The 21,238-nt window shown below is 59.4% G+C and carries 33 protein-coding genes; 2 read left to right on the top strand and 31 right to left on the bottom strand.

The genetic code is table 11. The features are described 5' to 3' along the window. The first annotated feature begins 26 nt into the window (after nt 1-26). Nucleotides 27-965, top strand: a complete 939-nt coding sequence (locus LQK83_RS08150; RefSeq protein ID WP_230836887.1) for an AEC family transporter — start codon at nt 27-29, stop codon at nt 963-965. An 82-nt stretch (nt 966-1,047) separates the two neighbouring features. Here the strand turns inward: LQK83_RS08150 and rplQ are convergent, their stop codons facing one another. The 31 genes from rplQ to rpsL all read right to left on the bottom strand — a co-directional run bounded on the left by rplQ (nt 1,048) and on the right by rpsL (nt 20,448). Further along, on the bottom strand, nt 1,048-1,476 hold the full coding sequence (gene rplQ / locus LQK83_RS08145) for a 50S ribosomal protein L17 (protein ID WP_109857946.1): 429 nt from the start codon (nt 1,474-1,476) through the stop codon (nt 1,048-1,050). A gap of 129 nt (nt 1,477-1,605) precedes the next feature. Continuing rightward, complete coding sequence (locus LQK83_RS08140) at nt 1,606-2,616, bottom strand: DNA-directed RNA polymerase subunit alpha (RefSeq protein WP_230836886.1); 1,011 nt, start codon at nt 2,614-2,616, stop codon at nt 1,606-1,608. A 95-nt stretch (nt 2,617-2,711) separates the two neighbouring features. Next, entirely contained in the window at nt 2,712-3,101 is a 390-nt protein-coding gene (gene rpsK, locus LQK83_RS08135) for a 30S ribosomal protein S11 (RefSeq protein ID WP_003495225.1), read from the bottom strand. Between the two features lie 128 nt (nt 3,102-3,229). Continuing rightward, the gene (gene rpsM, locus LQK83_RS08130) at nt 3,230-3,598 is read right to left on the bottom strand and encodes a 30S ribosomal protein S13 (protein WP_230826906.1); all 369 of its coding nucleotides are present in this window, start codon (nt 3,596-3,598) and stop codon (nt 3,230-3,232) included. 225 nt (nt 3,599-3,823) lie between these two features. Beyond that, a complete protein-coding gene (locus LQK83_RS08125) occupies nt 3,824-4,474 on the bottom strand; it encodes an adenylate kinase (protein ID WP_230836885.1) in 651 nt (216 codons plus the stop codon). Then, nucleotides 4,471-5,811 carry a preprotein translocase subunit SecY gene (secY, locus tag LQK83_RS08120; RefSeq protein ID WP_230836884.1) on the bottom strand — a complete coding sequence of 447 codons (1,341 nt, stop codon included), beginning with the start codon at nt 5,809-5,811 and terminating at the stop codon, nt 4,471-4,473. The genes LQK83_RS08125 and secY overlap by 4 nt, the downstream gene beginning before the upstream one ends. A 316-nt stretch (nt 5,812-6,127) precedes the next feature. Next, nucleotides 6,128-6,601 (bottom strand): 50S ribosomal protein L15, encoded by a 474-nt coding sequence (gene rplO / locus LQK83_RS08115; RefSeq protein WP_230836882.1) that lies wholly within the window; start codon nt 6,599-6,601, stop codon nt 6,128-6,130. A 15-nt stretch (nt 6,602-6,616) separates the two neighbouring features. Then, on the bottom strand, nt 6,617-6,826 hold the full coding sequence (gene rpmD / locus LQK83_RS08110; RefSeq protein ID WP_109857952.1) for a 50S ribosomal protein L30: 210 nt from the start codon (nt 6,824-6,826) through the stop codon (nt 6,617-6,619). 13 nt (nt 6,827-6,839) lie between these two features. Continuing rightward, nucleotides 6,840-7,409, bottom strand: a complete 570-nt coding sequence (gene rpsE / locus LQK83_RS08105; RefSeq protein WP_109857953.1) for a 30S ribosomal protein S5 — start codon at nt 7,407-7,409, stop codon at nt 6,840-6,842. A gap of 143 nt (nt 7,410-7,552) precedes the next feature. Then, entirely contained in the window at nt 7,553-7,915 is a 363-nt protein-coding gene (gene rplR / locus LQK83_RS08100) for a 50S ribosomal protein L18 (RefSeq protein ID WP_109857954.1), read from the bottom strand. A 12-nt stretch (nt 7,916-7,927) separates the two neighbouring features. After that, entirely contained in the window at nt 7,928-8,461 is a 534-nt protein-coding gene (gene rplF / locus LQK83_RS08095) for a 50S ribosomal protein L6 (protein ID WP_230836880.1), read from the bottom strand. A gap of 42 nt (nt 8,462-8,503) precedes the next feature. Beyond that, nucleotides 8,504-8,902, bottom strand: a complete 399-nt coding sequence (gene rpsH / locus LQK83_RS08090) for a 30S ribosomal protein S8 (protein WP_109857956.1) — start codon at nt 8,900-8,902, stop codon at nt 8,504-8,506. A gap of 15 nt (nt 8,903-8,917) precedes the next feature. Beyond that, on the bottom strand, nt 8,918-9,223 hold the full coding sequence (rpsN, locus tag LQK83_RS08085) for a 30S ribosomal protein S14 (RefSeq protein ID WP_109857957.1): 306 nt from the start codon (nt 9,221-9,223) through the stop codon (nt 8,918-8,920). A gap of 33 nt (nt 9,224-9,256) precedes the next feature. After that, nucleotides 9,257-9,814, bottom strand: a complete 558-nt coding sequence (gene rplE, locus LQK83_RS08080) for a 50S ribosomal protein L5 (protein WP_109857958.1) — start codon at nt 9,812-9,814, stop codon at nt 9,257-9,259. Continuing rightward, nucleotides 9,807-10,118: a 50S ribosomal protein L24 gene (gene rplX, locus LQK83_RS08075; protein ID WP_109857959.1), complete on the bottom strand. Its 312-nt coding sequence runs from the start codon at nt 10,116-10,118 to the stop codon at nt 9,807-9,809. The genes rplE and rplX overlap by 8 nt, the downstream gene beginning before the upstream one ends. An 11-nt stretch (nt 10,119-10,129) precedes the next feature. Beyond that, complete coding sequence (gene rplN, locus LQK83_RS08070) at nt 10,130-10,498, bottom strand: 50S ribosomal protein L14 (protein ID WP_007770138.1); 369 nt, start codon at nt 10,496-10,498, stop codon at nt 10,130-10,132. A gap of 292 nt (nt 10,499-10,790) precedes the next feature. Beyond that, on the bottom strand, nt 10,791-11,024 hold the full coding sequence (gene rpsQ / locus LQK83_RS08065; RefSeq protein WP_109857960.1) for a 30S ribosomal protein S17: 234 nt from the start codon (nt 11,022-11,024) through the stop codon (nt 10,791-10,793). Nucleotides 11,025-11,037: 13 nt separating this feature from the next. Beyond that, nucleotides 11,038-11,238 (bottom strand): 50S ribosomal protein L29, encoded by a 201-nt coding sequence (rpmC, locus tag LQK83_RS08060; protein ID WP_230826915.1) that lies wholly within the window; start codon nt 11,236-11,238, stop codon nt 11,038-11,040. Between the two features lie 12 nt (nt 11,239-11,250). Continuing rightward, a complete protein-coding gene (gene rplP, locus LQK83_RS08055) occupies nt 11,251-11,664 on the bottom strand; it encodes a 50S ribosomal protein L16 (RefSeq protein WP_109857962.1) in 414 nt (137 codons plus the stop codon). Between the two features lie 38 nt (nt 11,665-11,702). Further along, nucleotides 11,703-12,434: a 30S ribosomal protein S3 gene (gene rpsC / locus LQK83_RS08050; protein WP_112627628.1), complete on the bottom strand. Its 732-nt coding sequence runs from the start codon at nt 12,432-12,434 to the stop codon at nt 11,703-11,705. Continuing rightward, on the bottom strand, nt 12,434-12,820 hold the full coding sequence (gene rplV, locus LQK83_RS08045; RefSeq protein ID WP_109857964.1) for a 50S ribosomal protein L22: 387 nt from the start codon (nt 12,818-12,820) through the stop codon (nt 12,434-12,436). Before rplV ends, rpsC begins: the two co-directional genes overlap by 1 nt. Nucleotides 12,821-12,822: 2 nt before the next feature. Beyond that, entirely contained in the window at nt 12,823-13,101 is a 279-nt protein-coding gene (rpsS, locus tag LQK83_RS08040) for a 30S ribosomal protein S19 (protein WP_109857965.1), read from the bottom strand. Nucleotides 13,102-13,115: 14 nt separating this feature from the next. Beyond that, entirely contained in the window at nt 13,116-13,952 is an 837-nt protein-coding gene (gene rplB, locus LQK83_RS08035) for a 50S ribosomal protein L2 (protein ID WP_230836878.1), read from the bottom strand. Nucleotides 13,953-13,964: 12 nt separating this feature from the next. Next, on the bottom strand, nt 13,965-14,258 hold the full coding sequence (locus LQK83_RS08030; protein ID WP_109857967.1) for a 50S ribosomal protein L23: 294 nt from the start codon (nt 14,256-14,258) through the stop codon (nt 13,965-13,967). Further along, on the bottom strand, nt 14,255-14,875 hold the full coding sequence (gene rplD / locus LQK83_RS08025) for a 50S ribosomal protein L4 (RefSeq protein WP_109857968.1): 621 nt from the start codon (nt 14,873-14,875) through the stop codon (nt 14,255-14,257). The genes LQK83_RS08030 and rplD overlap by 4 nt, the downstream gene beginning before the upstream one ends. Before the next feature lie 13 nt (nt 14,876-14,888). Next, nucleotides 14,889-15,575, bottom strand: a complete 687-nt coding sequence (gene rplC / locus LQK83_RS08020; RefSeq protein ID WP_109857969.1) for a 50S ribosomal protein L3 — start codon at nt 15,573-15,575, stop codon at nt 14,889-14,891. A gap of 168 nt (nt 15,576-15,743) precedes the next feature. Next, complete coding sequence (gene rpsJ / locus LQK83_RS08015; protein ID WP_003507767.1) at nt 15,744-16,052, bottom strand: 30S ribosomal protein S10; 309 nt, start codon at nt 16,050-16,052, stop codon at nt 15,744-15,746. Nucleotides 16,053-16,174: 122 nt separating this feature from the next. Next, the gene (tuf, locus tag LQK83_RS08010) at nt 16,175-17,350 is read right to left on the bottom strand and encodes an elongation factor Tu (protein WP_230836847.1); all 1,176 of its coding nucleotides are present in this window, start codon (nt 17,348-17,350) and stop codon (nt 16,175-16,177) included. 67 nt (nt 17,351-17,417) lie between these two features. After that, nucleotides 17,418-19,517, bottom strand: coding sequence for an elongation factor G (gene fusA, locus LQK83_RS08005; protein WP_230836876.1), 2,100 nt, complete (start codon nt 19,515-19,517; stop codon nt 17,418-17,420). Between the two features lie 24 nt (nt 19,518-19,541). Next, a complete protein-coding gene (gene rpsG / locus LQK83_RS08000; RefSeq protein ID WP_112697736.1) occupies nt 19,542-20,012 on the bottom strand; it encodes a 30S ribosomal protein S7 in 471 nt (156 codons plus the stop codon). Between the two features lie 64 nt (nt 20,013-20,076). Continuing rightward, nucleotides 20,077-20,448: a 30S ribosomal protein S12 gene (gene rpsL, locus LQK83_RS07995; RefSeq protein WP_075628830.1), complete on the bottom strand. Its 372-nt coding sequence runs from the start codon at nt 20,446-20,448 to the stop codon at nt 20,077-20,079. Nucleotides 20,449-20,941: 493 nt separating this feature from the next. On the opposite strand from rpsL, the gene LQK83_RS07990 reads away from it, so the two are divergent. Next, nucleotides 20,942-21,232, top strand: a complete 291-nt coding sequence (locus LQK83_RS07990; protein WP_230836874.1) for a transcriptional regulator — start codon at nt 20,942-20,944, stop codon at nt 21,230-21,232. Nucleotides 21,233-21,238: the final 6 nt, after the last annotated feature.

Below are 21,238 nucleotides of genomic sequence, written 5' to 3'. Positions count from 1 at the left end.
GGAAGATAAGTTTCGAGTGGCCGACCTTGAGCTCCACCATCGACGTCATCCTCCCGGTCTTCCTCGTTCTCGGCCTCGGCTATGTCGCCGCCTGGAGGAAAATACTGTCGGAAGAGGCCATCGACGGGCTGATGCGATATGCGCAGAATATCGCCACGCCGATCCTGCTCTTCAAATCGATCTCGGCGCTCGACCTGTCGCGCGCCTATGATTCGGGGCTTCTGCTGAGCTTCTACCTTGGCGCGCTGATCAGCTTCTGCGTCGGTCTTCTCGGCGCCATCTTCATTTTCAAGCGCGCCATGCCGGATGCGGTCGCCATCGGCTTTGCCTGCCTGTTCTCCAATTCGCTGCTGCTGGGATTGCCGATCACCGAGCGCGCCTACGGGGCGGCGGCGCTGGCGGGTAATTTTGCGATCATTTCTATGCATTCGCCCTTTTTCTATCCGCTGGGCATTCTCTGCATGGAGCTTGCCCGCGCGCATGGGCACAATCTGTCGAGCCGGCAGATTGTCATCCGCATCGTGCGGGCCGTTGCGCTCCAGCCACTGATCTTCGGGGTCGCTGCCGGCTTCGCCGCCAATCTTTCAGGCCTGACTGTGCCCGGCTCCATCCAATCCGCCGTCGGCATGCTGGCCGCAACAGCCATTCCGACTGCGCTTTTCGGCCTCGGCGCCGTGCTCAGACGTTACAAGCTCGATGGCGACAAGGCGACGGTGGCGATGATTTGCGGCTGCTCACTCATCGTTCATCCGGCTCTGACTTATCTGCTTGGACATTCGGTCTTTTCGGCGAGCATCGCCGATATGCGCTCCTCGGTCATGACAGCGGCCATGGCGCCGGGGGTCAATGCCTATCTCTTCGCGCATTACTATGGTGTCGCCAAACGCGTGAATGCGGCGGCTGTCATCGCAGCAACCGCGCTTTCGATCGCAACGATCCCCTTTTGGCTGCATGTGCTGCCATAGGTGTCTCACGACAGCGCGCATAGAAAAAGGCCGGGTGCTTGGTCAGCACCCGGCCTTCATTCATTCAAGCTCGATCAGGCGATCAGGCTGCTTCGGCTTCAGCAGCAGCTTCTGCCTCGACGCGGGCCTTGTCGGCTGCGCCCTTGGCGGAAACGTCGCGGTCAACGAATTCGATGACGGCGAGCGGAGCGTTGTCGCCCTGACGGTAGCCGGCCTTCATGATGCGCAGGTAGCCGCCGTTGCGCGACGCGTAACGCGTGGCAATGGCGTCGAACAGCTTCTGTACGGCGTCGATGTCCTTGACCTGCGAAATGGCCTGACGACGAGCATGAAGATCGCCGCGCTTGCCGAGGGTAACCAGCTTCTCGACGATCGGACGCAGGTCCTTCGCCTTCGGCAGGGTGGTGACGATCTGCTCATGCGTGATGAGCGAGGCAGCCATGTTTGCGAACATTGCCTTGCGGTGGCTGGCGGTTCTGTTCAGCTTGCGGCCGGAATTGCGATGGCGCATTGCTATTCTCCTTCACTTGCGGGCCGGAAGACCCGTAGTTTGATCATGCAAATCCAGGAAAAGTGGATACCGGTTTTCCGTTCGGATTTGCTTCAATTAAAAGATGGAGCCGGTCTCACCGGCTCCGGGTTAATACTGGTCTTCGTAGCGCTTGGCGAGATCTTCGATGTTCTCCGGCGGCCATGCGGGCACTTCCATGCCGAGGTGCAGACCCATGGAAGCGAGAACTTCCTTGATTTCGTTCAGCGACTTGCGACCGAAGTTCGGAGTGCGGAGCATTTCTGCTTCCGTCTTCTGAATGAGGTCGCCGATGTAGACGATGTTGTCGTTCTTGAGGCAGTTCGCAGAACGGACCGAAAGCTCCAGCTCGTCGACCTTCTTGAGGAGGGCCGGGTTGAAGGCGAGTTCGGTAACCGTGTCCTCTTCGGCTTCCTTCTGCGGCTCGTCGAAGTTGACGAAGACCGAGAGCTGGTCCTGGAGAATGCGGGCTGCGAATGCGATGGCGTCTTCGCCGGTGACGGAGCCGTTGGTCTCGATCGTCATCGTCAGCTTGTCGTAGTCAAGAACCTGGCCTTCGCGGGTGTTTTCCACCTTGTAGGACACTTTCTTGATCGGCGAGTACAGGCTGTCGACCGGGATGAGGCCGATCGGTGCGTCTTCAGCGCGGTTGCGATCTGCAGGCACATAGCCCTTGCCGTTGTTGACGGTGAATTCCATGCGGATTTCAGCGCCTTCGTCGAGCGTGCAGATCACGTGATCGGGGTTCAGGATCTCGATGTCGCCGACCGTCTGGATGTCGCCAGCGGTGACCGTGCCCGGACCCTGCTTGCGGACGACCATGCGCTTGGCATCGTCGCCTTCCATCTTGATGGCGATTTCCTTGATGTTCAGGACGATGTCGGTGACATCTTCGCGAACGCCCGGGATGGACGAGAATTCGTGCAGAACGCCGTCGATCTGAACTGCCGTGACGGCAGCGCCGCGCAGCGAGGACAGAAGAACGCGGCGCAGCGCGTTGCCGAGCGTCAGGCCGAAGCCGCGCTCAAGCGGCTCGGCGACCAGCGTCGCCTTGGTCGCACCCGAAGAGGTGAACTCGACCTTGCTCGGCTTGATCAATTCCTGCCAGTTTTTCTGAATCATGTTTCTTTACCTTCCGTTCGCCGTCACCATCCAATCGTGACGGCCGAGCATTGAAGCGCCGACAGCAGAGCTGCCTGCATGGTGAATTCCGATGATCAGACGCGGCGCTTCTTGCGCGGGCGGCAGCCGTTGTGCGGGATCGGGGTCACGTCACGGATCGAGGTGATCATGAAGCCGGCAGCCTGCAGGGCGCGCAGAGCCGATTCACGACCGGAACCAGGGCCGCAAACTTCGACTTCAAGCGACTTCATGCCGTGTTCCTGAGCCTTCTTGGCGCAGTCTTCAGCAGCGATCTGGGCGGCGAACGGGGTCGACTTGCGCGAGCCCTTGAAGCCCTTGGCGCCAGCAGACGACCAGGCAATAGCGTTGCCCTGTGCGTCGGTGATGGTGATCATCGTGTTGTTGAACGTGGAGTTGACGTGTGCAACGCCCGACGTGATGTTTTTACGTTCGCGGCGGCGAACGCGTGCGGCTTCCTTGGCCATGGTATTCCCTTTCGTTGATCTCTACGCCGCCGTAGTTCCAGCGGCTACACCTTCGAGACAAATAGCGCAAAGCGGATAGCGAAGGGGGCCTCCCCACTCGCTACCCGCCTGTCGCAATTCGTCAAGAATTACTTCTTCTTACCGGCGATTGCCTTGGCCGGACCCTTGCGGGTGCGGGCGTTGGTGTGCGTGCGCTGGCCGCGAACCGGAAGCGAACGACGGTGACGCAGGCCGCGGTAGCAACCCAGGTCCATCAGACGCTTGATGTTCATCGACGTCTCGCGACGCAGGTCGCCTTCGACTGCGTAGTCGCGGTCGATGGTTTCGCGGATCTGGAGAACTTCAGCGTCGGTGAGCTGATGCACACGACGTTCAGCCGGAATACCGACCTTCTCGATGATCTCCTGAGCAAACTTCGGGCCGATCCCGTGAATGTACTGCAGCGCGATGACAACGCGCTTTGCAGTCGGGATGTTAACGCCAGCGATACGTGCCACGCGTATTCTCCTTCATATCCCGGCCTTCCCAGGCGGGGAGTTCCTGTTTTTTCAGCCCCGAAAGGCCGTGGTTCCTGTATTCTGACCGGGACATGTCAATACGACCGCGCCCGGGCTCCTGTCTTCCAGAGTCCGCGCCGATCGACTTGCCTGTCGCGAGTTGCGCGGTCATTAACGGAATCGCTGCAAAAAAGCAACCGTTCCGCCTAGAAATTTTCGGAAAGCTCAGAGCTTCCCGAGAATTGTTTCGATCGAGGCGGTGACCTCGTCAATTTCTGCCATGCCGTCGATGGACTTCAGAAGACCCTTCGCGTGGTAGTAGCCGATCAGCGGCGACGTTTCCTTGTAATAGGCCCGCAGGCGAGTCGTCATCGTCTCGGCGTTGTCATCCGGACGACGCTTGAACTCGGTCGAACCGCACTTGTCGCAGACGCCTTCCACCTTCGGCTTCTGCAGGCGATCATGATAACCGGTGCCACAGTTGGCGCAGGTGTAGCGGCCGGAGACGCGATCAACAAGCACGCTGTCGTCAACCTGCATCTCGATGACCACGTCAAGCTTCATGCCCTTGGAAGAGAGCATCTTCTCGGTGGCGTCGGCCTGAACGAGCGTGCGGGGGAAACCGTCGAGAATGAAACCCTTGGCGCAGTCCGGCTGGTCGATGCGCTCGGACACGATACCGATGACAACATCGTCGTTGACGAGCGATCCGGCATCCATGAGAGCCTTGGCGCGCTTGCCGACTTCCGTGCCAGCCTTGACGGCGGCACGCAGCATGTCCCCCGTGGAGAGCTGCGGAATGCCGTGCTTCTCCACGATCCGCTGGGCCTGGGTTCCCTTACCAGCGCCCGGCGGGCCTATAAGAATCAGTCTCATTTTCCCCTCTTTCCTCCACGGAGCTTCGACTTCTTGATAAGGCCCTCATACTGTTGTGCAATAAGATGACCTTGAATCTGTGCTACCGTATCGAGGGTGACGCTGACAACAATCAAAAGCGATGTACCACCAAGGTAGAATGGCACGCCTGTCTCAGCGATGAGAATTTCCGGCAGGATGCACACCAGAACCATGTAGATCGCGCCGATGACGGTGATGCGGGTCAGGACGTAGTCGATATACTGTGCCGTGCGCTCGCCGGGGCGATAGCCGGGAATGAAGCCGCCATGCTTCTTGAGGTTATCGGCCGTGTCGGTAGGATTGAAGACGATGGCCGTGTAGAAGAACGAGAAGAAGGCGATGAGCGCAGCATAGGCGACCATGTAAAGCGGCTGGCCGTGGCCGAGCGCTGCAATCGCGGTCGTTGCCCAGGACGGCAGGTTGGACGCGTTCGAGAAGCCAGCCAGCGTCGCGGGCAGCAGCAGCAGCGACGAGGCAAAGATCGCCGGGATCACGCCTGCGGTATTCAGCTTCAGCGGCAGGTGCGACGTGTCGCCCTGGAACATGCGGTTGCCGACCTGGCGCTTCGGATACTGGATCAGAAGCCGGCGCTGGGCGCGCTCCATGAAGACGATACAGGCAATGACCAGAACGGCAACGATGAGGACGGCGAGAATCACGCCTGTCGACAGAGCACCGGTGCGACCAAGTTCGAGCGTACCGGCCAGTGCATGCGGCAGGTTGGCGACGATGCCGGAGAAGATGATCAGCGAAATGCCGTTACCGATGCCGCGCGAGGTGATCTGCTCACCCAGCCACATCAGGAACATGGTGCCGCCGAGAAGGGTCACGACGGTGGAAATGCGGAAGAACCAGCCCGGATCAGCGACAACACCGTTGGAATGCTCGAGGCCCACCGCAATGCCATAGGCCTGCAGCGTACCGAGCAGCACCGTGCCGTAGCGGGTGTACTGGTTGATGACCTTGCGGCCCTGCTCGCCTTCCTTCTTCAGGTTTTCAAGCGCGGGCACGACCGAGGTCATGAGCTGAACGATGATCGAGGCGGAGATATACGGCATGATGCCGAGCGCGAAGATCGCCATGCGCGACACGGCGCCGCCCGAGAACATGTTGAACAGGCCGAGGATGCCGCCGGACTGGCCCTTGAAGGCGTTCGCAAAGGCGTCGGGATTGAGGCCCGGAAGCGGGATATAGGTACCGAGGCGGTACACCAGGAGCGCGCCGAGAGTAAACCAGAGTCGCTTCTTAAGATCTTCAGCCTTGGCAAAGGTCGAAAAATTCAGGTTTGAAGCCAATTGTTCCGCTGCAGACGCCATCTATTTCTCCGCACGGCCCTCGCCCCTCACCGCTCACCAGCGGCGGGTCGGCGACGACCCAGTTCCCATACGCCGCAGCTCATCGCCACAGGCATGCCTTGAATTCAATTGTTTCGGGCAGAAGTCAAACGAAAAAGCGCTTTTGTAAACCGGCCCGGTCGAAACGCAGGCCTCCATGCGACGATCCGCCGCCCGATGCCTCACCCGCGCTCTGGTTGCGTCCCGGATGTCGAAGGATCGATGCCGAAACCGCGAGGCTTTCATATGGAAGCAAAATCGCCCGGTGTGAAGACACCGGGCGATCAATTTTCAATGATTATTCCGCAGCAGCTTCGCCGAGAATCTTGACCGAACCGCCGGCCTTCTCGATCTTTTCAGCTGCAGCCTTGGAGATGCCGCTGACTTCGAGTTCGACCTTGGCCTTCAGTTCGCCGTCCGACAGAACGCGGACGCCGTCCTTGGCGCGGCGCAGAACGCCGGCAGCCACGAGGGCAGCGGCATCGATCGTCTTCTTGGTGTCGAGCTTCTTGGCATCGATCGCGGCCTGGATACGGCCAACCGAGACGGTGACGTATTCGCTCGCGAAGATGTTGTTGAAGCCGCGCTTCGGCAGACGGCGGTAGATTGGCATCTGGCCGCCTTCGAAGCCGTTGATGGCAACGCCCGAACGAGCCTTCTGACCCTTGACGCCGCGACCACCGGTCTTGCCCTTGCCGGAGCCGATACCGCGGCCCAGGCGCTTCTTCGAAGGCAGAGCGCCTTCGTTGTCCTTGATTTCGTTGAGTTTCATCTTGGTCTCCCCGTCTTACTTCTCTTCGACGATGCGAACGAGGTGGCTGACGGCACGGATCATGCCACGAACGGAAGGGGTGTCTTCCAGTTCACGACGGCGGTGCATCTTGTTGAGGCCGAGACCGATCAGCGTTCTCTGCTGAACGTCGGGGCGACGGATCGGCGAGCCGATCTGTTCCACGATCAGGGTCTTCTTGGCGGCAGCGGTTGCTTTCTTAGCCATGGATCAAATCCCCTTATTCTTCAGAGGAAGCGCCCGAGGCAGCACGGCGAGCCTGAAGCGTAGCATACTTGATGCCGCGCTGAGCTGCGATGTCCTTCGGGTGAACCTGATGCTTGAGGGCGTCGAAGGTTGCGCGAACCATGTTGTAGGGGTTCGACGAACCGGTCGACTTGGCGACGACGTCATGCATGCCGAGCGTTTCGAAAACGGCGCGCATCGGGCCGCCTGCGATGATGCCCGTACCGGCCTTGGCCGAGCGGAGCAGAACCTTGCCGGCGCCGTGGCGGCCGTGCACGTCGTGGTGCAGCGTGCGGCCATCGCGCAGCGGAACGAAGATCAGGTCACGCTTGGCGGACTCGGTTGCCTTGCGGATCGCTTCCGGCACTTCACGAGCCTTGCCGTGACCGAAGCCGACGCGGCCCTTCTGGTCGCCGACGACAACGAGTGCTGCGAAGCCGAAACGACGGCCACCCTTGACCACCTTGGCGACGCGGTTGATTGCTACGAGCTTGTCGACAAATTCGCTGTCGCGCTCTTCACGGCCCTGACGCTCTTCGCGCGGTGCACGTTCTTTCTGTGCCATTGTCCTTTTCCTTTTTCTTTTCCGGGTGCAATCGGCAAACAATGATGGACCGCCCTGCCCTCTCTTGAGGTGCAAGCCGATCCGGCGAATTCGGGTTTAATCCCGAGAATGGAAACCGGGGCAATAACGCCCCGGATCCGAACTTAGAACTCCAGACCGCCTTCGCGGGCTGCCTCGGCGAGCGCCTTGACGCGGCCGTGGTAGAGGAAGGCGCCACGATCGAAGACGACCGACTTGACGCCGGCAGCAGCAGCACGCTCGGCGACGAGCTTGCCAACGGCGGCGGCGGCAGCAACATCGGCGCCGGTCTTCAGCGAAGACTTGAGGCCGGTGTCGAGGGTCGAAGCAGCTGCCAGCGTGCGGCCGGCAACGTCATCGATGATCTGGGCGTAGATGTTCTTCGAAGTGCGGTGTACGGAGAGCCGCGCGCGGCCATTGGCCACCTTCTTGAGCTGACGGCGAACGCGGCTGGCGCGACGCACAAGAGTTTCTTTCCTGCTAGCCATATCGCGTTATCCTTACTTCTTCTTGCCTTCCTTGCGGACGATGCGTTCACCAGCGTACTTGACGCCCTTGCCCTTGTAGGGTTCGGGGCCACGATATTCGCGGATTTCTGCAGCGACCTGGCCGACAATCTGCTTGTCGATGCCGGAGACGACGATTTCCGTCGGCTTCGGAACGGCAATGGTGATGCCCTGCGGCGGCTCATAGATCACGTCGTGCGAGAAGCCGAGCGCGAGCTGCAGGTTCTTGCCCTGGAGCGCTGCGCGGTAACCGACGCCGTTGATTTCGAGCTTGCGCTCGTAGCCTTCCTTGACGCCCTTGAAGATGTTCTCGATCATCGTGCGGGACATGCCCCACTTCGACCGAGCGTCCTTCGACTGCGTCGCCGGCGTGACTACGACAGCGTTATCTTCGAACTTTACGAGGACTTCGTCATTGACGACGAAGTGCAGCTCGCCCTTCGGGCCCTTTGCGGAAACCTTCTGTCCTTCGACAGAAGCCGTCACACCTGCAGGGACCGGAACGGGCTTTTTACCGATACGAGACATTTTATCAAACCTGTCTGTTCGTTATGGAGATCCTGCTCAGTCTTAGAAGACCGAGCAGAGAACCTCGCCACCAACATTCTGTTCGCGAGCCTGGTGATCGGCCATCACACCCTTCGGAGTCGAAAGGATGGTGATGCCGAGGCCGTTCGCGACCTGCGGAATGGACTTGACCGAGACATAAACCCGGCGGCCCGGCTTGGAAACGCGGGCGATCTCACGGATCACGGACGCGCCTTCGTAGTACTTCAGTTCGATCGACAGTTCGGTCTTGCCGTTGTCGAACGTCACTTCGGAGTAGCCGCGGATGTAGCCTTCAGCCTGCAGGACATCCAGTACGCGAGCGCGCAGCTTGGAAGCCGGCGTCGTTACGGAGGACTTGCGGCGGGATACGCCGTTGCGGATACGTGTGAGCATATCGCCCAGAGGATCAGTCATCGTCATTTGCCTGTCTCCCTCTTACCAGCTCGACTTGACGAGGCCCGGCACGGAGCCGAAGTTGCCAAGTTCACGGAGCGCGATACGCGACATCTTGAGCTTACGGTAGTAAGCGCGCGGACGGCCGGTGACTTCGCAACGGTTACGGATGCGGGTCTTGGAGCCATTGCGCGGCAGAGCCGCAAGCTTCAGGGTTGCCTTGAACCGCTCCTCGATGGGCAGTTCCTGGTTCATGATCACAGCCTTGAGCGCGGCGCGCTTGTTAGCCTGACCGGCTACCAGCTTGCGGCGGCGCTTGTTCTTTTCGACTGCGCTGACTTTCGCCATTTTGTGCTTCCTTCTAAACGCTTGCCGTAACGATTACGCGCGGAACGGGAAGTTGAACTCTTTCAGAAGAGCCCGTGCTTCGTCGTCCTTGGTAGCCGTCGTACAAACGATGATGTCCATGCCCCACATCTGATCAACCTTGTCGTAGTTGATTTCAGGGAACACAATGTGCTCCTTGATGCCCATGGCGAAGTTGCCACGGCCGTCAAAGCTCTTCGGGTTCAGGCCCCGGAAGTCGCGAACGCGCGGGAGAGCGATGTTCACGAGACGGTCAAGGAATTCATACATGCGAGCGCCGCGCAGGGTGACCTTTGCGCCGATCGGCATATTCTCACGAACCTTGAAGCCTGCAATCGAGTTGCGGGCGCGGGTCACGACGGCCTTCTGGCCGGCGATTGCCGTGAGGTCAGCGGCAGCAACCGTGGGCTTCTTGGAGTCGGCAGTTGCCTCGCCCACACCCATGTTGATGACGATCTTGTCGAGCTTCGGAATCTGCATCTCGTTGGCGTAGGAGAACTGCTCCTGCATCGCCTTGCGGATACGCTCAACGTAGTCCTTCTTGAGCCGGGGCTCGTACTTGGTCTCAGCCATCGATCACAACTCCCGAACGCTTGGCCACACGAACCTTCTTGTCGCCTTCGATCTTGAAACCGACGCGGGTCGGCTTGCCGTCCTTGGGGTCGGCGATCGCGAGGTTGGAGAGGTCGATGGAGGCCTCCTTACGGACGAGACCAGCTTCCTGGGTCTGCGTCTGCTTCTGGTGACGAACAACAACGTTGACGCCACGGACGACCGCGCGGTTTTCCTTCGGGCTGACGCTGACGACTTCGCCAGACTTGCCCTTGTCCTTGCCGGTCAGAACGACAACCTTGTCGCCTTTACGAATCTTTTGCATCGGTCAGCTCCTTACAGCACTTCCGGAGCCAGCGAGATGATCTTCATGTGGTTCTTGGCGCGAAGTTCGCGCGGAACCGGTCCGAAGATACGGGTGCCGATCGGCTCTTTCTTGTTGTCGATAAGAACGGCTGCGTTGTTATCGAAGCGGATGACGCTGCCGTCCGGACGACGGATGTCCTTGGCGGTGCGCACGACAACCGCCTTCATCACGTCACCCTTCTTGACGCGGCCGCGCGGGATGGCTTCCTTGATCGAAACGACAATGATGTCGCCGATGGAAGCGTACTTGCGCTTGGAGCCGCCCAGCACCTTGATGCACATGACACGACGTGCGCCGGAATTGTCGGCAACGTCGAGGTTAGTCTGCATCTGAATCATGTCAGGTCGCCTTCTATTATTGACCGGAACGGTTGGCCTCTGAGAGGCCCCTATTCCAGCTTATGGACACATTCAAAGCGGCATGTTCTTAGACCGAACACCGAAACCGGCTTTCGGGAACACGCCTGGATGTTTTTTCGCGCGGAAGGATCTTTTGCAAGGTGGTATCCAATCAAGGACCTGCCGAGCGCGTAAAGCAAAAGGACGCTGATTCCAGCGTCCTTCACGCCAATGGCTGCTTCATACAGATTTCTGGGACAAAGGCAAGGCCCCTGCCCGAAATCTTCATAATTCACTGGGCGGCAACAACCGTCCAGCGCTTATCCTTGGAGATCGGTGCGCATTCCTCGATGGAAACGACGTCGCCGACCTTGTACTGGTTGGTTTCGTCATGCGCCTTGTACTTCTTGGACCGGCGAACGGTCTTCTGAAGCAGGGGATGGGCAAAACGGCGTTCGACGCGAACGACAACGGTCTTGTCGTTCTTGTCGCTGACTACGGTGCCCTGCAGAATGCGTTTCGGCATATTATTGTATCCTTCAAGCCTTGGCTTCTGCTGCCTTTTGGGCCGCAATGGTCTTGATGCGTGCGATGTCCTTGCGGACTTCCTTCACGCGGGCTGCTTTCTCGAGCTGGCCGGTTGCCTTCTGGAAGCGCAGGTTGAACTGCTCCTTCTTCAGCTTGGCAAGCTCATCGTTCAACTGATCGGCGCTCAACGAGCGGACGTCGGAAGCTTTCATCTCAGTCACTCCTTACTCTGCAATACGCTGCACGAAGCGCGTCTTGACAGAGAGCTTGGCGGCGCCGAGACGAAGCGCCTCGCGGGCGATTTCTTCGCTGACACCATCGATTTCGAACATGATCCGGCCGGGCTTGACCTTGGCTGCCCAGTATTCGACCGAACCCTTACCCTTACCCATGCGGACTTCGGTCGGCTTCTTGGTGACCGGAACGTCAGGGAATACGCGGATCCATACGCGACCGGCGCGCTTCATGTAACGCGTGATCGCGCGGCGGGCCGCTTCGATCTCGCGAGCATTGACGCGGTTCGGCTCCTGCGACTTCAGGCCGAATTCTCCGAAAGCCAGGTCAAAACCGCCCTTGGCAACGCCATGGATGCGGCCCTTGAACTGCTTGCGGTATTTTGTACGCTTTGGCTGCAACATTTTCTTACTTCTCCGAGCTTATCTTTCGCCAGCGTAGATCAAGCGTTCTCGCGGCGGCGCTCGTTACGCTCACCACGTTCACGGTTGTTCGACCCTTGCGCGTCGCTTTCGGTTGCGCGGCGCTCAGAGGCCATCGGGTCGTGTTCAAGGATTTCGCCCTTGAAGATCCAGACCTTGATGCCGCAGATGCCAAACGCGGTTTCAGCTTCGGCTACACCATAGTCGATGTCGGCGCGGAGCGTGTGAAGCGGAACGCGACCTTCGCGATACCACTCGGTGCGTGCGATTTCTGCACCGCCGAGACGGCCGGCGCAGGTGATCTTGATGCCTTCGGCGCCGAGACGCATGGCCGACTGAACGGCACGCTTCATCGCACGGCGGAAAGCCACGCGGCGCTCGAGCTGCTGGGCGATCGACTGGGCGACGAGCGTCGAGTCGATTTCCGGCTTGCGCACTTCAACGATGTTGAGGTGCGTTTCGGAGTTCGTCATCGTCGAGATCTTCTTGCGAAGCTTCTCGATGTCTGCGCCCTTCTTGCCGATGATCAGGCCCGGACGAGCCGAGTGGATCGTGACGCGGCACTTCTTGTGCGGACGCTCGATGACCACCTTGGCGATGCCGGCAGCCTTCAGCTCTTCCATGAGGTAGGCGCGGATGGCCAGGTCTTCATGAAGCAGCTGGCCGTATTCGGCGTTGTCGGCGAACCAACGGCTGTCCCAGGTACGGTTGATGCCGAGGCGGAAGCCGATCGGATTAATCTTCTGGCCCATTATGCGGCCTCCCCTTGTTCAACTTCCCGAACGATGATCGTCAGGTGCGCGAAGGGCTTTTCGATACGCGATGCACGGCCGCGGCCACGAGCGTGGAAACGCTTCATGACGATCGACTTGCCAACATAAGCCTCTGCGACAACGAGCGAGTCGACGTCGAGATCGTGGTTGTTTTCAGCGTTCGCGATGGCCGATTCCAGGGTCTTCTTGACCTGGGCGGCAATGCGCTTGCGCGAGAATTCAAGCTCGGCGAGAGCCTTGTCGACCTTCTTGCCGCGAATGGTCGCGGCAACAAGGTTGAGCTTCTGGGGGCTTACGCGAAGCGTGCGGGCAATTGCCTGCGCTTCGTTGTCGGCAAGCCGGCGTTCGGTCTTAGCCTTACCCATGATTACTTCCTCTTCGCCTTCTTGTCCGCGCCGTGACCGTAGTAGGTACGGGTCGGAGCGAATTCACCGAACTTGTGGCCGACCATGTCTTCATTGACAGCAACCGGGATATGCTTGCTGCCGTTGTAGACGCCAAACGTCAGACCAACGAACTGCGGCAGGATCGTGGAGCGACGGCTCCAGATCTTGATCACTTCCGCACGACCGCCTTCGCGGACCTTCTCAGCCTTCTTGAGAAGATAGCCGTCAACAAACGGGCCTTTCCAAACTGAACGAGCCATTATGACTACCTCTCTTACTTCTTCTTCTGGTGGCGCGAGCGCATGATGAACTTGTCCGTGGACTTGTTCGAACGGGTGCGCTTGCCCTTGGTGGGCTTGCCCCACGGGGTCACCGGATGGCGACCACCCGACGTACGGCCTTCACCACCACCATGCGGGTGGTCGACCGGGTTCATGACGACGCCGCGAACGTGCGGACGCTTGCCGCGCCAGCGCGAACGACCGGCCTTGCCGTCGTTGATGTTGCCGTGGTCCGGGTTGGACACTGCGCCGATCGTGGCGAGGCAGGTCGCATGAACGAGGCGCTGTTCGCCCGAGTTCAGACGAAGGATCGCCATGCCCTGGTCGCGGCCGACGAGCTGGGCGTAAGCGCCAGCCGAACGGGCGACCTGACCGCCCTTGCCGGGCTTCAGTTCGACGTTGTGGATGATCGTGCCGACCGGGATGAACTGAAGCGGCATGGTGTTGCCGGGCTTCACGTCCACTGCCTTGTCGGAAGCGATGACCTTGTCGCCTTCAGCGATACGCTGCGGAGCAAGGATGTAGGCCTGTTCGCCGTCGGCGTAGTCCACCAGTGCGATGAACGCCGTGCGGTTCGGGTCATACTCGAGACGCGCGATCGTGCCTTCAACGTCAAACTTGCGACGCTTGAAGTCGACGAGACGGTAGGTCCGCTTGTGACCGCCGCCGATAAAGCGAACGGTGATGCGGCCCATGTTGTTGCGGCCGCCCTTGGAGGTCAGACCCTGCGTCAGCGACTTGACCGGCTTGCCCTTGTAGAGGCCGGAACGGTCCACGATGACCAGCTGACGCTGGCTCGGGGTCGTGGGGTTGTAATTCTTCAATGCCATTGTCGTTTACCCTCACAGTCCGGTGGAGACGTCGATGGACTGACCGTCAACGAGCGTGACGACGGCCTTCTTGACGTCCGACTGCTTGCCGGCAAAGCCACGGAAACGCTTCGTCTTGCCCTTGCGGACCAGCGTGTTCACGGCCTTGACCTTCACACCGAAGAGCGCTTCGACGGCAGCCTTGATTTCAGGCTTCGAGGCGTCCTTGGCGACGTTGAATACAACCTGGTTCTGTTCAGAAACCAGCGTCGACTTTTCCGTGATCACGGGAGTACGGATCACATCGTAGTGGCGAAGATCAGTCATTTGAACCGCTCCTCCAGAGCTTCAACCGCAGCCTTGGAAAGCACGAGCTTGCCGCGGCGCAGGATGTCATAAACGTTGATGCCCTGAACCGGAAGAACATCGATATTCGGGATGTTCTGAGCGGCCAGCTTGAAGTTTGCGTCAAGCTCGGCGCCACCGATGATGAGAGCGTTGGTCAGGCCGAGGCCGGCGAATGCACCGGCAAGAGCCTTGGTCTTGGCTTCGTTGGCAACCAGGTTGTCAACGATGATCAGCTCTTCAGCCTTCGCCTTGGCGGACAGCGCATGGCGCAGGGCCAGAGCGCGGACCTTCTTCGGCAGGTCGTAGGAATGGTCGCGGGAAACCGGACCATGAGCCTTACCACCGCCGCGGAACTGCGGAGCGCGTGCAGAGTGATGGCGGGCGCGGCCCGTACCCTTCTGCTTGAACATCTTTGCACCCGTGCGGGAAACTTCGCCGCGGGTCAGAGACTGATGGGTGCCCTGGCGCTTGGCAGCGAGCTGGTAGCGCACCATGCGGGCAATGATGTCCTCACGGACTTCGAGGCCGAAGATTGCGTCGGAAAGAGAAACCTTCCCTGCGTCCTTGCCCTCGAGGGTTTTGACGGTCAGATCCATAATCAAGGCTCCCTTACTTAGCTTCTGCGGCGCGGACGCCTGCCGGACGCGGAGCGGCTTCCGGAGCACCGGACTTCACTGCATCGCGAACGAGGATCCATGCGCCCTTGGAACCGGGAACTGCACCCTTGACGAGGATGAGGCCGCGGGCTTCGTCGGTGGAGACGACTTCCAGGTTCTGGGTGGTGACGCGCGTCTGGCCCATGTGACCAGCCATGCGCTTGCCCTTCCAGACCTTGCCCGGGTCCTGGTTGTTACCCGTCGAACCGTGCGAACGGTGCGAGACGGAAACGCCGTGCGTTGCACGCAGACCACCGAAGTTGTGGCGCTTGATGGCACCGGCGAAACCCTTACCCTGGGTCGTGCCGGTGACGTCAACGAGCTGGCCAGCAACGAAGTGCGAAGCAACGATCTCGCTGCCGACTTCGATGAGGTTGTCGGCGGAAACGCGGAACTCGGCGAGCTTCGCCTTCGGCTCAACGCTGGCGGCAGCAAAGTTGCCGCGCATGGCCTTCGAGGTGTTCTTCACCTTCGAGGAACCGGCGCCGAGCTGAACAGCCGTGTAGCCGTTCTTGTCTTCCGTGCGCTGGGCTACCACCTGGCAGTTTTCCAGACGCAGTACTGTTACCGGGATATGCTCACCCGCATCGTTGTAGACGCGTGTCATTCCCACTTTCTGTGCAATCACACCTGAACGCATAGGTTCATTCCTTTTGAGAGTCCTTTAGGAGCGCGAAGCCCCTTCTTGCCTCTTGTTTAAGGATTCCATCCGGACATGATGTCCTTTGGTTTCCCGTTTCTAGAAGACGTTGGCCATGCGGCCACGTACCTTCCTTGTTGTTTCGGCTTGCGCCGGACTTTCAGGCTTTTACAGCTTGATTTCTACGTCGACACCGGCGGCGAGATCGAGCTTCATCAGCGCGTCAACCGTCTGCGGGGTCGGGTCCACGATGTCGAGGAGGCGCTTGTGCGTGCGCATCTCGAACTGCTCGCGGCTCTTCTTGTCAACGTGGGGCGACCGGTTGACAGTGAACTTTTCGATGCGGGTCGGCAGCGGAACCGGACCGCGTACGGAAGCGCCGGTGCGCTTGGCGGTCGACACGATCTCGCGCGTGGAGGCATCGAGGATCCGGTGATCAAACGCCTTCAGGCGGATGCGGATATTCTGGCCGTTCATTCGTTTCGTCCTTGTTCAACATGTCCCGCCTGGCAGGACTGTTTTGAATCGTTTGTTCTTACCTAAAGCGAGACAGGGACCCTTCAGAGCCCCTGCCCCAAGCCGTTTAGCCGATTATCGAATTACTCGACGATCGAAGCGACGATGCCGGCGCCGACGGTGCGGCCGCCTTCGCGGATTGCGAAGCGCAGCTTTTCTTCCATCGCGATCGGAACGATCAGCTCAACGTCAACGGTCACGTTGTCGCCAGGCATAACCATTTCCGTGCCTTCCGGAAGCGTCACGATGCCCGTAACGTCCGTCGTGCGGAAGTAGAACTGCGGACGGTAGTTCGTGAAGAACGGCGTATGACGGCCGCCTTCTTCCTTCGTCAGGATGTAGGCTTCAGCCTTGAACTTCTTGTGCGGCTTGACCGAACCCGGCTTGCACAGGATCTGGCCACGCTCAACGCCATCACGGTTCACACCGCGGATCAGGGCGCCGATGTTGTCGCCGGCCTGGCCCTGGTCGAGAAGCTTGCGGAACATTTCAACGCCCGTCACCGTCGTCTTCGACGTGGCGCGGATGCCGACGATTTCAACTTCTTCACCGACCTTGACGATACCGCGCTCAACGCGACCCGTCACAACCGTACCACGGCCCGAGATCGAGAACACGTCTTCGATCGGCATCAGGAAGGGCTGGTCGATCGGACGTTCCGGCGTCGGGATGTAGGCGTCAACCTGAGCCATCAGCTCGCGGATCGCGTCTTCGCCGATCGTCTTGTTGCTATCTTCCAGAGCAGCAAGAGCAGAGCCCTTGACGATCGGGATATCGTCGCCCGGGAAGTCGTAGGACGACAGAAGTTCGCGAACTTCCAGTTCAACGAGCTCGAGCAGTTCTGCGTCGTCAACCTGGTCAACCTTGTTGAGGAAGACAACGATGGCCGGAACGCCAACCTGGCGAGCGAGCAGGATGTGTTCGCGCGTCTGCGGCATCGGGCCGTCAGCAGCCGAGCAAACCAGGATCGCGCCGTCCATCTGGGCAGCACCGGTGATCATGTTCTTGACGTAGTCGGCGTGGCCGGGGCAGTCAACGTGGGCATAGTGACGGTTGGCCGTCTCATACTCAACGTGTGCCGTCGAGATGGTGATGCCACGGGCCTTTTCTTCCGGAGCGGCGTCGATCTGGTCATACGCCTTGAACTCGCCGAAATACTTCGTGATCGCAGCCGTCAGAGACGTCTTGCCATGGTCAACGTGACCAATCGTGCCAATGTTGACGTGCGGCTTATTGCGCTCGAATTTACCTTTTGCCATTTCCGGCTCTCCATTCCTGGTCCCCGTCCGGGGACATCAATTCAAAAAAGGTTCGGTTGTATTCCGGTCACTTCTGACCGGAATACTTTGCCTGGATTTCCTGTGCGACGTTCGACGGAACCGGCGCGTAGTGATCGAAGACCATCGAGTACTGAGCGCGGCCCTGCGACATCGAGCGCAGGTTGTCGACGTACTTGAACATGTTCGCCAGCGGCACGTTTGCCTGGATGACGATCGCGACGCCGCGCTGTTCCTGGCCCTGAATCTGGCCACGACGGGAGTTCAGGTCGCCGATCACGTCGCCGACATAGTCTTCCGGCGTGACAACTTCGACCTTCATCATCGGCTCGAGGAGCTGAGCGCCGGCCTTCTTCGCTGCTTCACGGAAGCAGGCACGGGAAGCGATTTCGAACGCCAGTACCGAGGAGTCAACGTCGTGGAAGGCGCCGTCGATGAGGGTGGCCTTTACGCCGAGCATCGGGAAGCCAGCGAGCGGACCCGAAGACAGAACGCTTTCGATACCCTTCTGAACGCCCGGGATGTATTCCTTCGGAACAGCACCGCCGACGATCTTGGATTCAAACTTGAAGTCGTCGCCTTCCGGGTTCGGCTCGAACACGAGCTTGACGCGCGCGAACTGACCGGTACCACCAGACTGCTTCTTGTGCGTATAGTCTTCTTCGTGAAGCTTCGTGATCGTTTCGCGGTAGGCAACCTGCGGCGCACCGACGTTGGCTTCAACCTTGAACTCGCGACGCATGCGGTCGACGATGATGTCGAGGTGAAGTTCGCCCATGCCGGCAATGATCGTCTGGCCGGATTCCTGGTCGGTCTTGACGCGGAACGACGGGTCTTCAGCTGCCAGGCGGTTGAGCGCGAGGCCCATCTTTTCCTGGTCGCCCTTGGACTTCGGCTCGATCGCGATCTGGATAACCGGTTCCGGGAATTCCATGCGCTCAAGGATAACCGGCTTCAGCGGATCGCAGAGCGTGTCGCCCGTCGTCGTTTCCTTCAAGCCAGCCAGAGCCACGATATCGCCTGCGAAGGCTTCGTCGATGTCTTCGCGGCTGTTCGAGTGCATCTGCAGCATGCGGCCGACGCGCTCGCGCTTGTCCTTGACCGTGTTCATGACCGAGACGCCCTTTTCGAGCTTGCCCGAATAGATGCGCGCGAAGGTGAGCGAACCAACGAAGGGGTCGTTCATGATCTTGAATGCGAGCATGGAAAGCGGCTCGTTGTCGTCAGCGTGACGCTCGATTTCAGCTTCCGTCTTCGCGTCGATACCCTTGATCGCCGGAATGTCGAGCGGCGACGGCAGGTAGTCGACAACGGCGTCGAGCAGCGGCTGAACACCCTTGTTCTTGAAGGCAGTGCCGCAGAACATCGGGTGGAACTTGACGTCGATCGTGCCGCGACGAACCAGAGCGCGGATCTTGTCGTTGTCGGGCATTTCGCCGTTCAGATAGGCTTCCATCGCTTCTTCGTCGATCTCGACAACCGTCTCGATCAGCTTTTCGCGATATTCTTCAGCCTTGGCCTTCAGGTCAGCCGGGATTTCAACGACATCCCACTGTGCGCCAAGCGATTCATCGCGCCAGACGAGAGCGTTCATCTCGATGAGGTCGACAACGCCGAGGAAGTCGCTTTCAGCGCCGATCGGGAGCTGCATGACAACAGCGGTGGCACCAAGACGCGTCTTGATCATTTCTACCGAACGGTAGAAGTCAGCGCCGGTCTTGTCCATCTTGTTGCAGAAGATCATGCGCGGAACATTGTACTTCTCAGCCTGACGCCAGACGGTTTCCGTCTGCGGCTCTACGCCGGCGTTGGCATCGAGAAGGGCAATCGCACCGTCGAGAACGCGCAGCGAACGCTCGACTTCGATGGTGAAGTCAACGTGGCCGGGGGTGTCGATGATGTTGAAGCGGCGGGCCTTGCCGTCACGGCCCTTCCAGAAGGTCGTGGTCGCAGCAGACGTGATCGTGATGCCGCGTTCCTGCTCCTGCTCCATCCAGTCCATGGTAGCAGCGCCGTCATGGACTTCGCCGATCTTGTGGGACTTACCGGTGTAGTACAGGATGCGCTCGGTCGTCGTCGTCTTGCCGGCGTCGATATGCGCCATGATACCGAAATTGCGGTAGTCTTCGATTTTATATTCGCGGGCCATGGTGGTCTGCCTTCCTTGTCGAGATTACCAGCGATAGTGCGAGAACGCGCGGTTCGCGTCAGCCATCTTGTGGGTGTCTTCGCGCTTCTTGACAGCCGAACCACGGTTGTTGGCGGCATCGAGAAGTTCGCCGCAGAGGCGGTCAACCATCGTCGTTTCATTGCGCTTGCGAGCAGCAGTGATCAGCCAACGGATGGCGAGAGCCTGACGGCGCTCCGGACGGACGTCGACCGGAACCTGATAGGTTGCACCACCGACGCGGCGCGAACGGACTTCAACATGCGGAGCAATGTTGTCGAGCGCCTGGTGGAAGACGTTCAGCGGCTCCTGCTTGGACTTGCCTTCAACGGCATCGAATGCGCCATAAACGATGGTTTCGGCAACAGACTTCTTGCCGTCCAGCATGATGGCGTTCATGAACTTCGTAACGACGAGATCACCGAACTTCGGATCGGGGTTGATCTCACGCTTTTCTGCTCTGTGGCGACGGGACATATTATTCGTCTCTCAACTGTTTTAACGGCCGATGGCGGGACTAGCCCGCCGACCCATGGAATTCTTACTTCGGACGCTTGGCGCCGTACTTCGAGCGGCGCTGCTTGCGGTTCTTGACACCCTGCGTATCGAGAACGCCGCGGATGATGTGGTAACGCACACCCGGCAAGTCCTTTACGCGGCCGCCGCGGATCATCACGACGGAGTGTTCCTGAAGGTTATGGCCTTCACCGGGGATGTAGCCGATGACTTCGAAGCCGTTCGTCAGGCGAATCTTGGCGACCTTACGCAGAGCCGAGTTCGGCTTCTTCGGGGTCGTCGTGTAAACGCGGGTGCAAACGCCGCGCTTCTGCGGGTTCTGCTGCAGAGCGGGAACCTTGTTGCGCTTTACCTGTGCCTGACGTGGCTTGCGGATCAGCTGGTTTACGGTAGGCATATACCCATCCCTTTAAGTCTTGTCTCGTTACCCTCTCGGGCGTTTACACGGGTCCCATCAATGCGCAAAATCAGGGCTATTTCCCCTTTTAGAAAGGAGAAAGCCCTCGATAAAGCAGAGGACGCCTTGCGACGTCTTGCATGCTGCAGTCAATGCTTCGCGTGCGATATAAGGGCCTTGTTTGAGGTGTCATCCAGAACGAGTCATTCCGAAACAGCCAACCTCACATCGGCTCTGATGGCGTGGCGTTTACTGTCTTAAGGGGTCACAGTCAAGGCCATCCACGTAAATTTCTTGAGACTGACCCCACCGAAAGCCCTACAACACGGGCCTTTGAGCGATTGAAACCGCAAATCTGATTACCGTTCGACAAAAATCCGTATGTTTCCGCGCCGCTTCCGTTTAAGAATCGCTTAACTCCTTCGCGCGGGCACATCCCGCCGATTCTTTCCCCGCAGGCGGTCGACAAGACGCCGAATATCGAGGCCCATTCATGAACACGACCCCGGACAACGACAACATCGCCGACCTGCCGCTTGTCTTCATTATCATTGGCAAGGCCTATATCAAGGAAGGCGAAGGTGTCGACATCCATGTGATGCTGACAGCGCCTGACGACGATACCGCCGTCCGCACGGCATTGAATGCACTCGCTGACGAGGGCTTTATCGAAGCGGACCTAGATCAGATTGGAACGCTGACGGAAATCCCGGAAGACGAGCCGCATGCCTCGGCCTTTCAGGGCGCGCTGGAAGGCGAAGTGGCTATCATTCGGTTCGCCTGAACACCA

It is taken from the genome of Rhizobium sp. C1 (genome assembly GCF_021026335.1).
Classification (GTDB): Bacteria; Pseudomonadota; Alphaproteobacteria; order Rhizobiales; family Rhizobiaceae; genus Ensifer_A.
Note: the sequence above shows the minus strand (reverse complement) of the source record. Positions and strands in the feature narration are given on the sequence as shown.

Bases quoted from the DNA above. Each gene is read 5' to 3' on its own strand.
- rpsN (WP_109857957.1), bottom strand. From the start codon at position 9,223: ATGGCGAAAGTCAGCGCAGTCGAAAAGAACAAGCGCCGCCGCAAGCTG.
- rpsH (WP_109857956.1), bottom strand. From the start codon at position 8,902: ATGACGATGACTGATCCTCTGGGCGATATGCTCACACGTATCCGCAAC.
- secY (WP_230836884.1), bottom strand. From the start codon at position 5,811: ATGGCGTCTGCAGCGGAACAATTGGCTTCAAACCTGAATTTTTCGACC.
- rpsK (WP_003495225.1), bottom strand. From the start codon at position 3,101: ATGGCCAAGGAAGCCGCACGCGTTCGCCGCCGCGAACGTAAAAACATC.
- rplR (WP_109857954.1), bottom strand. From the start codon at position 7,915: ATGGCTAGCAGGAAAGAAACTCTTGTGCGTCGCGCCAGCCGCGTTCGC.
- rpsS (WP_109857965.1), bottom strand. From the start codon at position 13,101: ATGGCTCGTTCAGTTTGGAAAGGCCCGTTTGTTGACGGCTATCTTCTC.
- LQK83_RS07990 (WP_230836874.1), top strand. From the start codon at position 20,942: ATGAACACGACCCCGGACAACGACAACATCGCCGACCTGCCGCTTGTC.
- rplF (WP_230836880.1), bottom strand. From the start codon at position 8,461: ATGTCTCGTATCGGTAAAAAGCCCGTTCCGGTCCCTGCAGGTGTGACG.
- rplP (WP_109857962.1), bottom strand. From the start codon at position 11,664: ATGTTGCAGCCAAAGCGTACAAAATACCGCAAGCAGTTCAAGGGCCGC.
- rplB (WP_230836878.1), bottom strand. From the start codon at position 13,952: ATGGCATTGAAGAATTACAACCCCACGACCCCGAGCCAGCGTCAGCTG.
- rplV (WP_109857964.1), bottom strand. From the start codon at position 12,820: ATGGGTAAGGCTAAGACCGAACGCCGGCTTGCCGACAACGAAGCGCAG.
- rpmC (WP_230826915.1), bottom strand. From the start codon at position 11,238: ATGAAAGCTTCCGACGTCCGCTCGTTGAGCGCCGATCAGTTGAACGAT.
- rplO (WP_230836882.1), bottom strand. From the start codon at position 6,601: ATGAAACTCAACGAAATCAAGGACAACGAAGGCGCTCTGCCTTCGAAG.
- rpsC (WP_112627628.1), bottom strand. From the start codon at position 12,434: ATGGGCCAGAAGATTAATCCGATCGGCTTCCGCCTCGGCATCAACCGT.
- rpsQ (WP_109857960.1), bottom strand. From the start codon at position 11,024: ATGCCGAAACGCATTCTGCAGGGCACCGTAGTCAGCGACAAGAACGAC.
- rplD (WP_109857968.1), bottom strand. From the start codon at position 14,875: ATGGATCTGACCGTCAAAACCCTCGAGGGCAAGGACGCAGGGAAGGTT.
- LQK83_RS08125 (WP_230836885.1), bottom strand. From the start codon at position 4,474: ATGAGACTGATTCTTATAGGCCCGCCGGGCGCTGGTAAGGGAACCCAG.
- rplE (WP_109857958.1), bottom strand. From the start codon at position 9,814: ATGGCTGAGACCAAGTACGAGCCCCGGCTCAAGAAGGACTACGTTGAG.
- rpsL (WP_075628830.1), bottom strand. From the start codon at position 20,448: ATGCCTACCGTAAACCAGCTGATCCGCAAGCCACGTCAGGCACAGGTA.
- LQK83_RS08140 (WP_230836886.1), bottom strand. From the start codon at position 2,616: ATGATTCAGAAAAACTGGCAGGAATTGATCAAGCCGAGCAAGGTCGAG.
- rplC (WP_109857969.1), bottom strand. From the start codon at position 15,575: ATGCGTTCAGGTGTGATTGCACAGAAAGTGGGAATGACACGCGTCTAC.
- rpsG (WP_112697736.1), bottom strand. From the start codon at position 20,012: ATGTCCCGTCGCCACAGAGCAGAAAAGCGTGAGATCAACCCCGATCCG.
- rplX (WP_109857959.1), bottom strand. From the start codon at position 10,118: ATGCAAAAGATTCGTAAAGGCGACAAGGTTGTCGTTCTGACCGGCAAG.
- rpmD (WP_109857952.1), bottom strand. From the start codon at position 6,826: ATGGCTAAGAAAGCAACCGCTGCCGCCAAGAAGACCCTGATCGTGGAA.
- LQK83_RS08030 (WP_109857967.1), bottom strand. From the start codon at position 14,258: ATGACTGATCTTCGCCACTACGATGTGATCCGTACTCCCGTGATCACG.
- tuf (WP_230836847.1), bottom strand. From the start codon at position 17,350: ATGGCAAAAGGTAAATTCGAGCGCAATAAGCCGCACGTCAACATTGGC.
- rplN (WP_007770138.1), bottom strand. From the start codon at position 10,498: ATGATTCAGATGCAGACTAACCTCGACGTTGCCGACAATTCCGGCGCA.
- rplQ (WP_109857946.1), bottom strand. From the start codon at position 1,476: ATGCGCCATCGCAATTCCGGCCGCAAGCTGAACAGAACCGCCAGCCAC.
- rpsE (WP_109857953.1), bottom strand. From the start codon at position 7,409: ATGGCACAGAAAGAACGTGCACCGCGCGAAGAGCGTCAGGGCCGTGAA.
- fusA (WP_230836876.1), bottom strand. From the start codon at position 19,517: ATGGCCCGCGAATATAAAATCGAAGACTACCGCAATTTCGGTATCATG.
- rpsJ (WP_003507767.1), bottom strand. From the start codon at position 16,052: ATGAACGGCCAGAATATCCGCATCCGCCTGAAGGCGTTTGATCACCGG.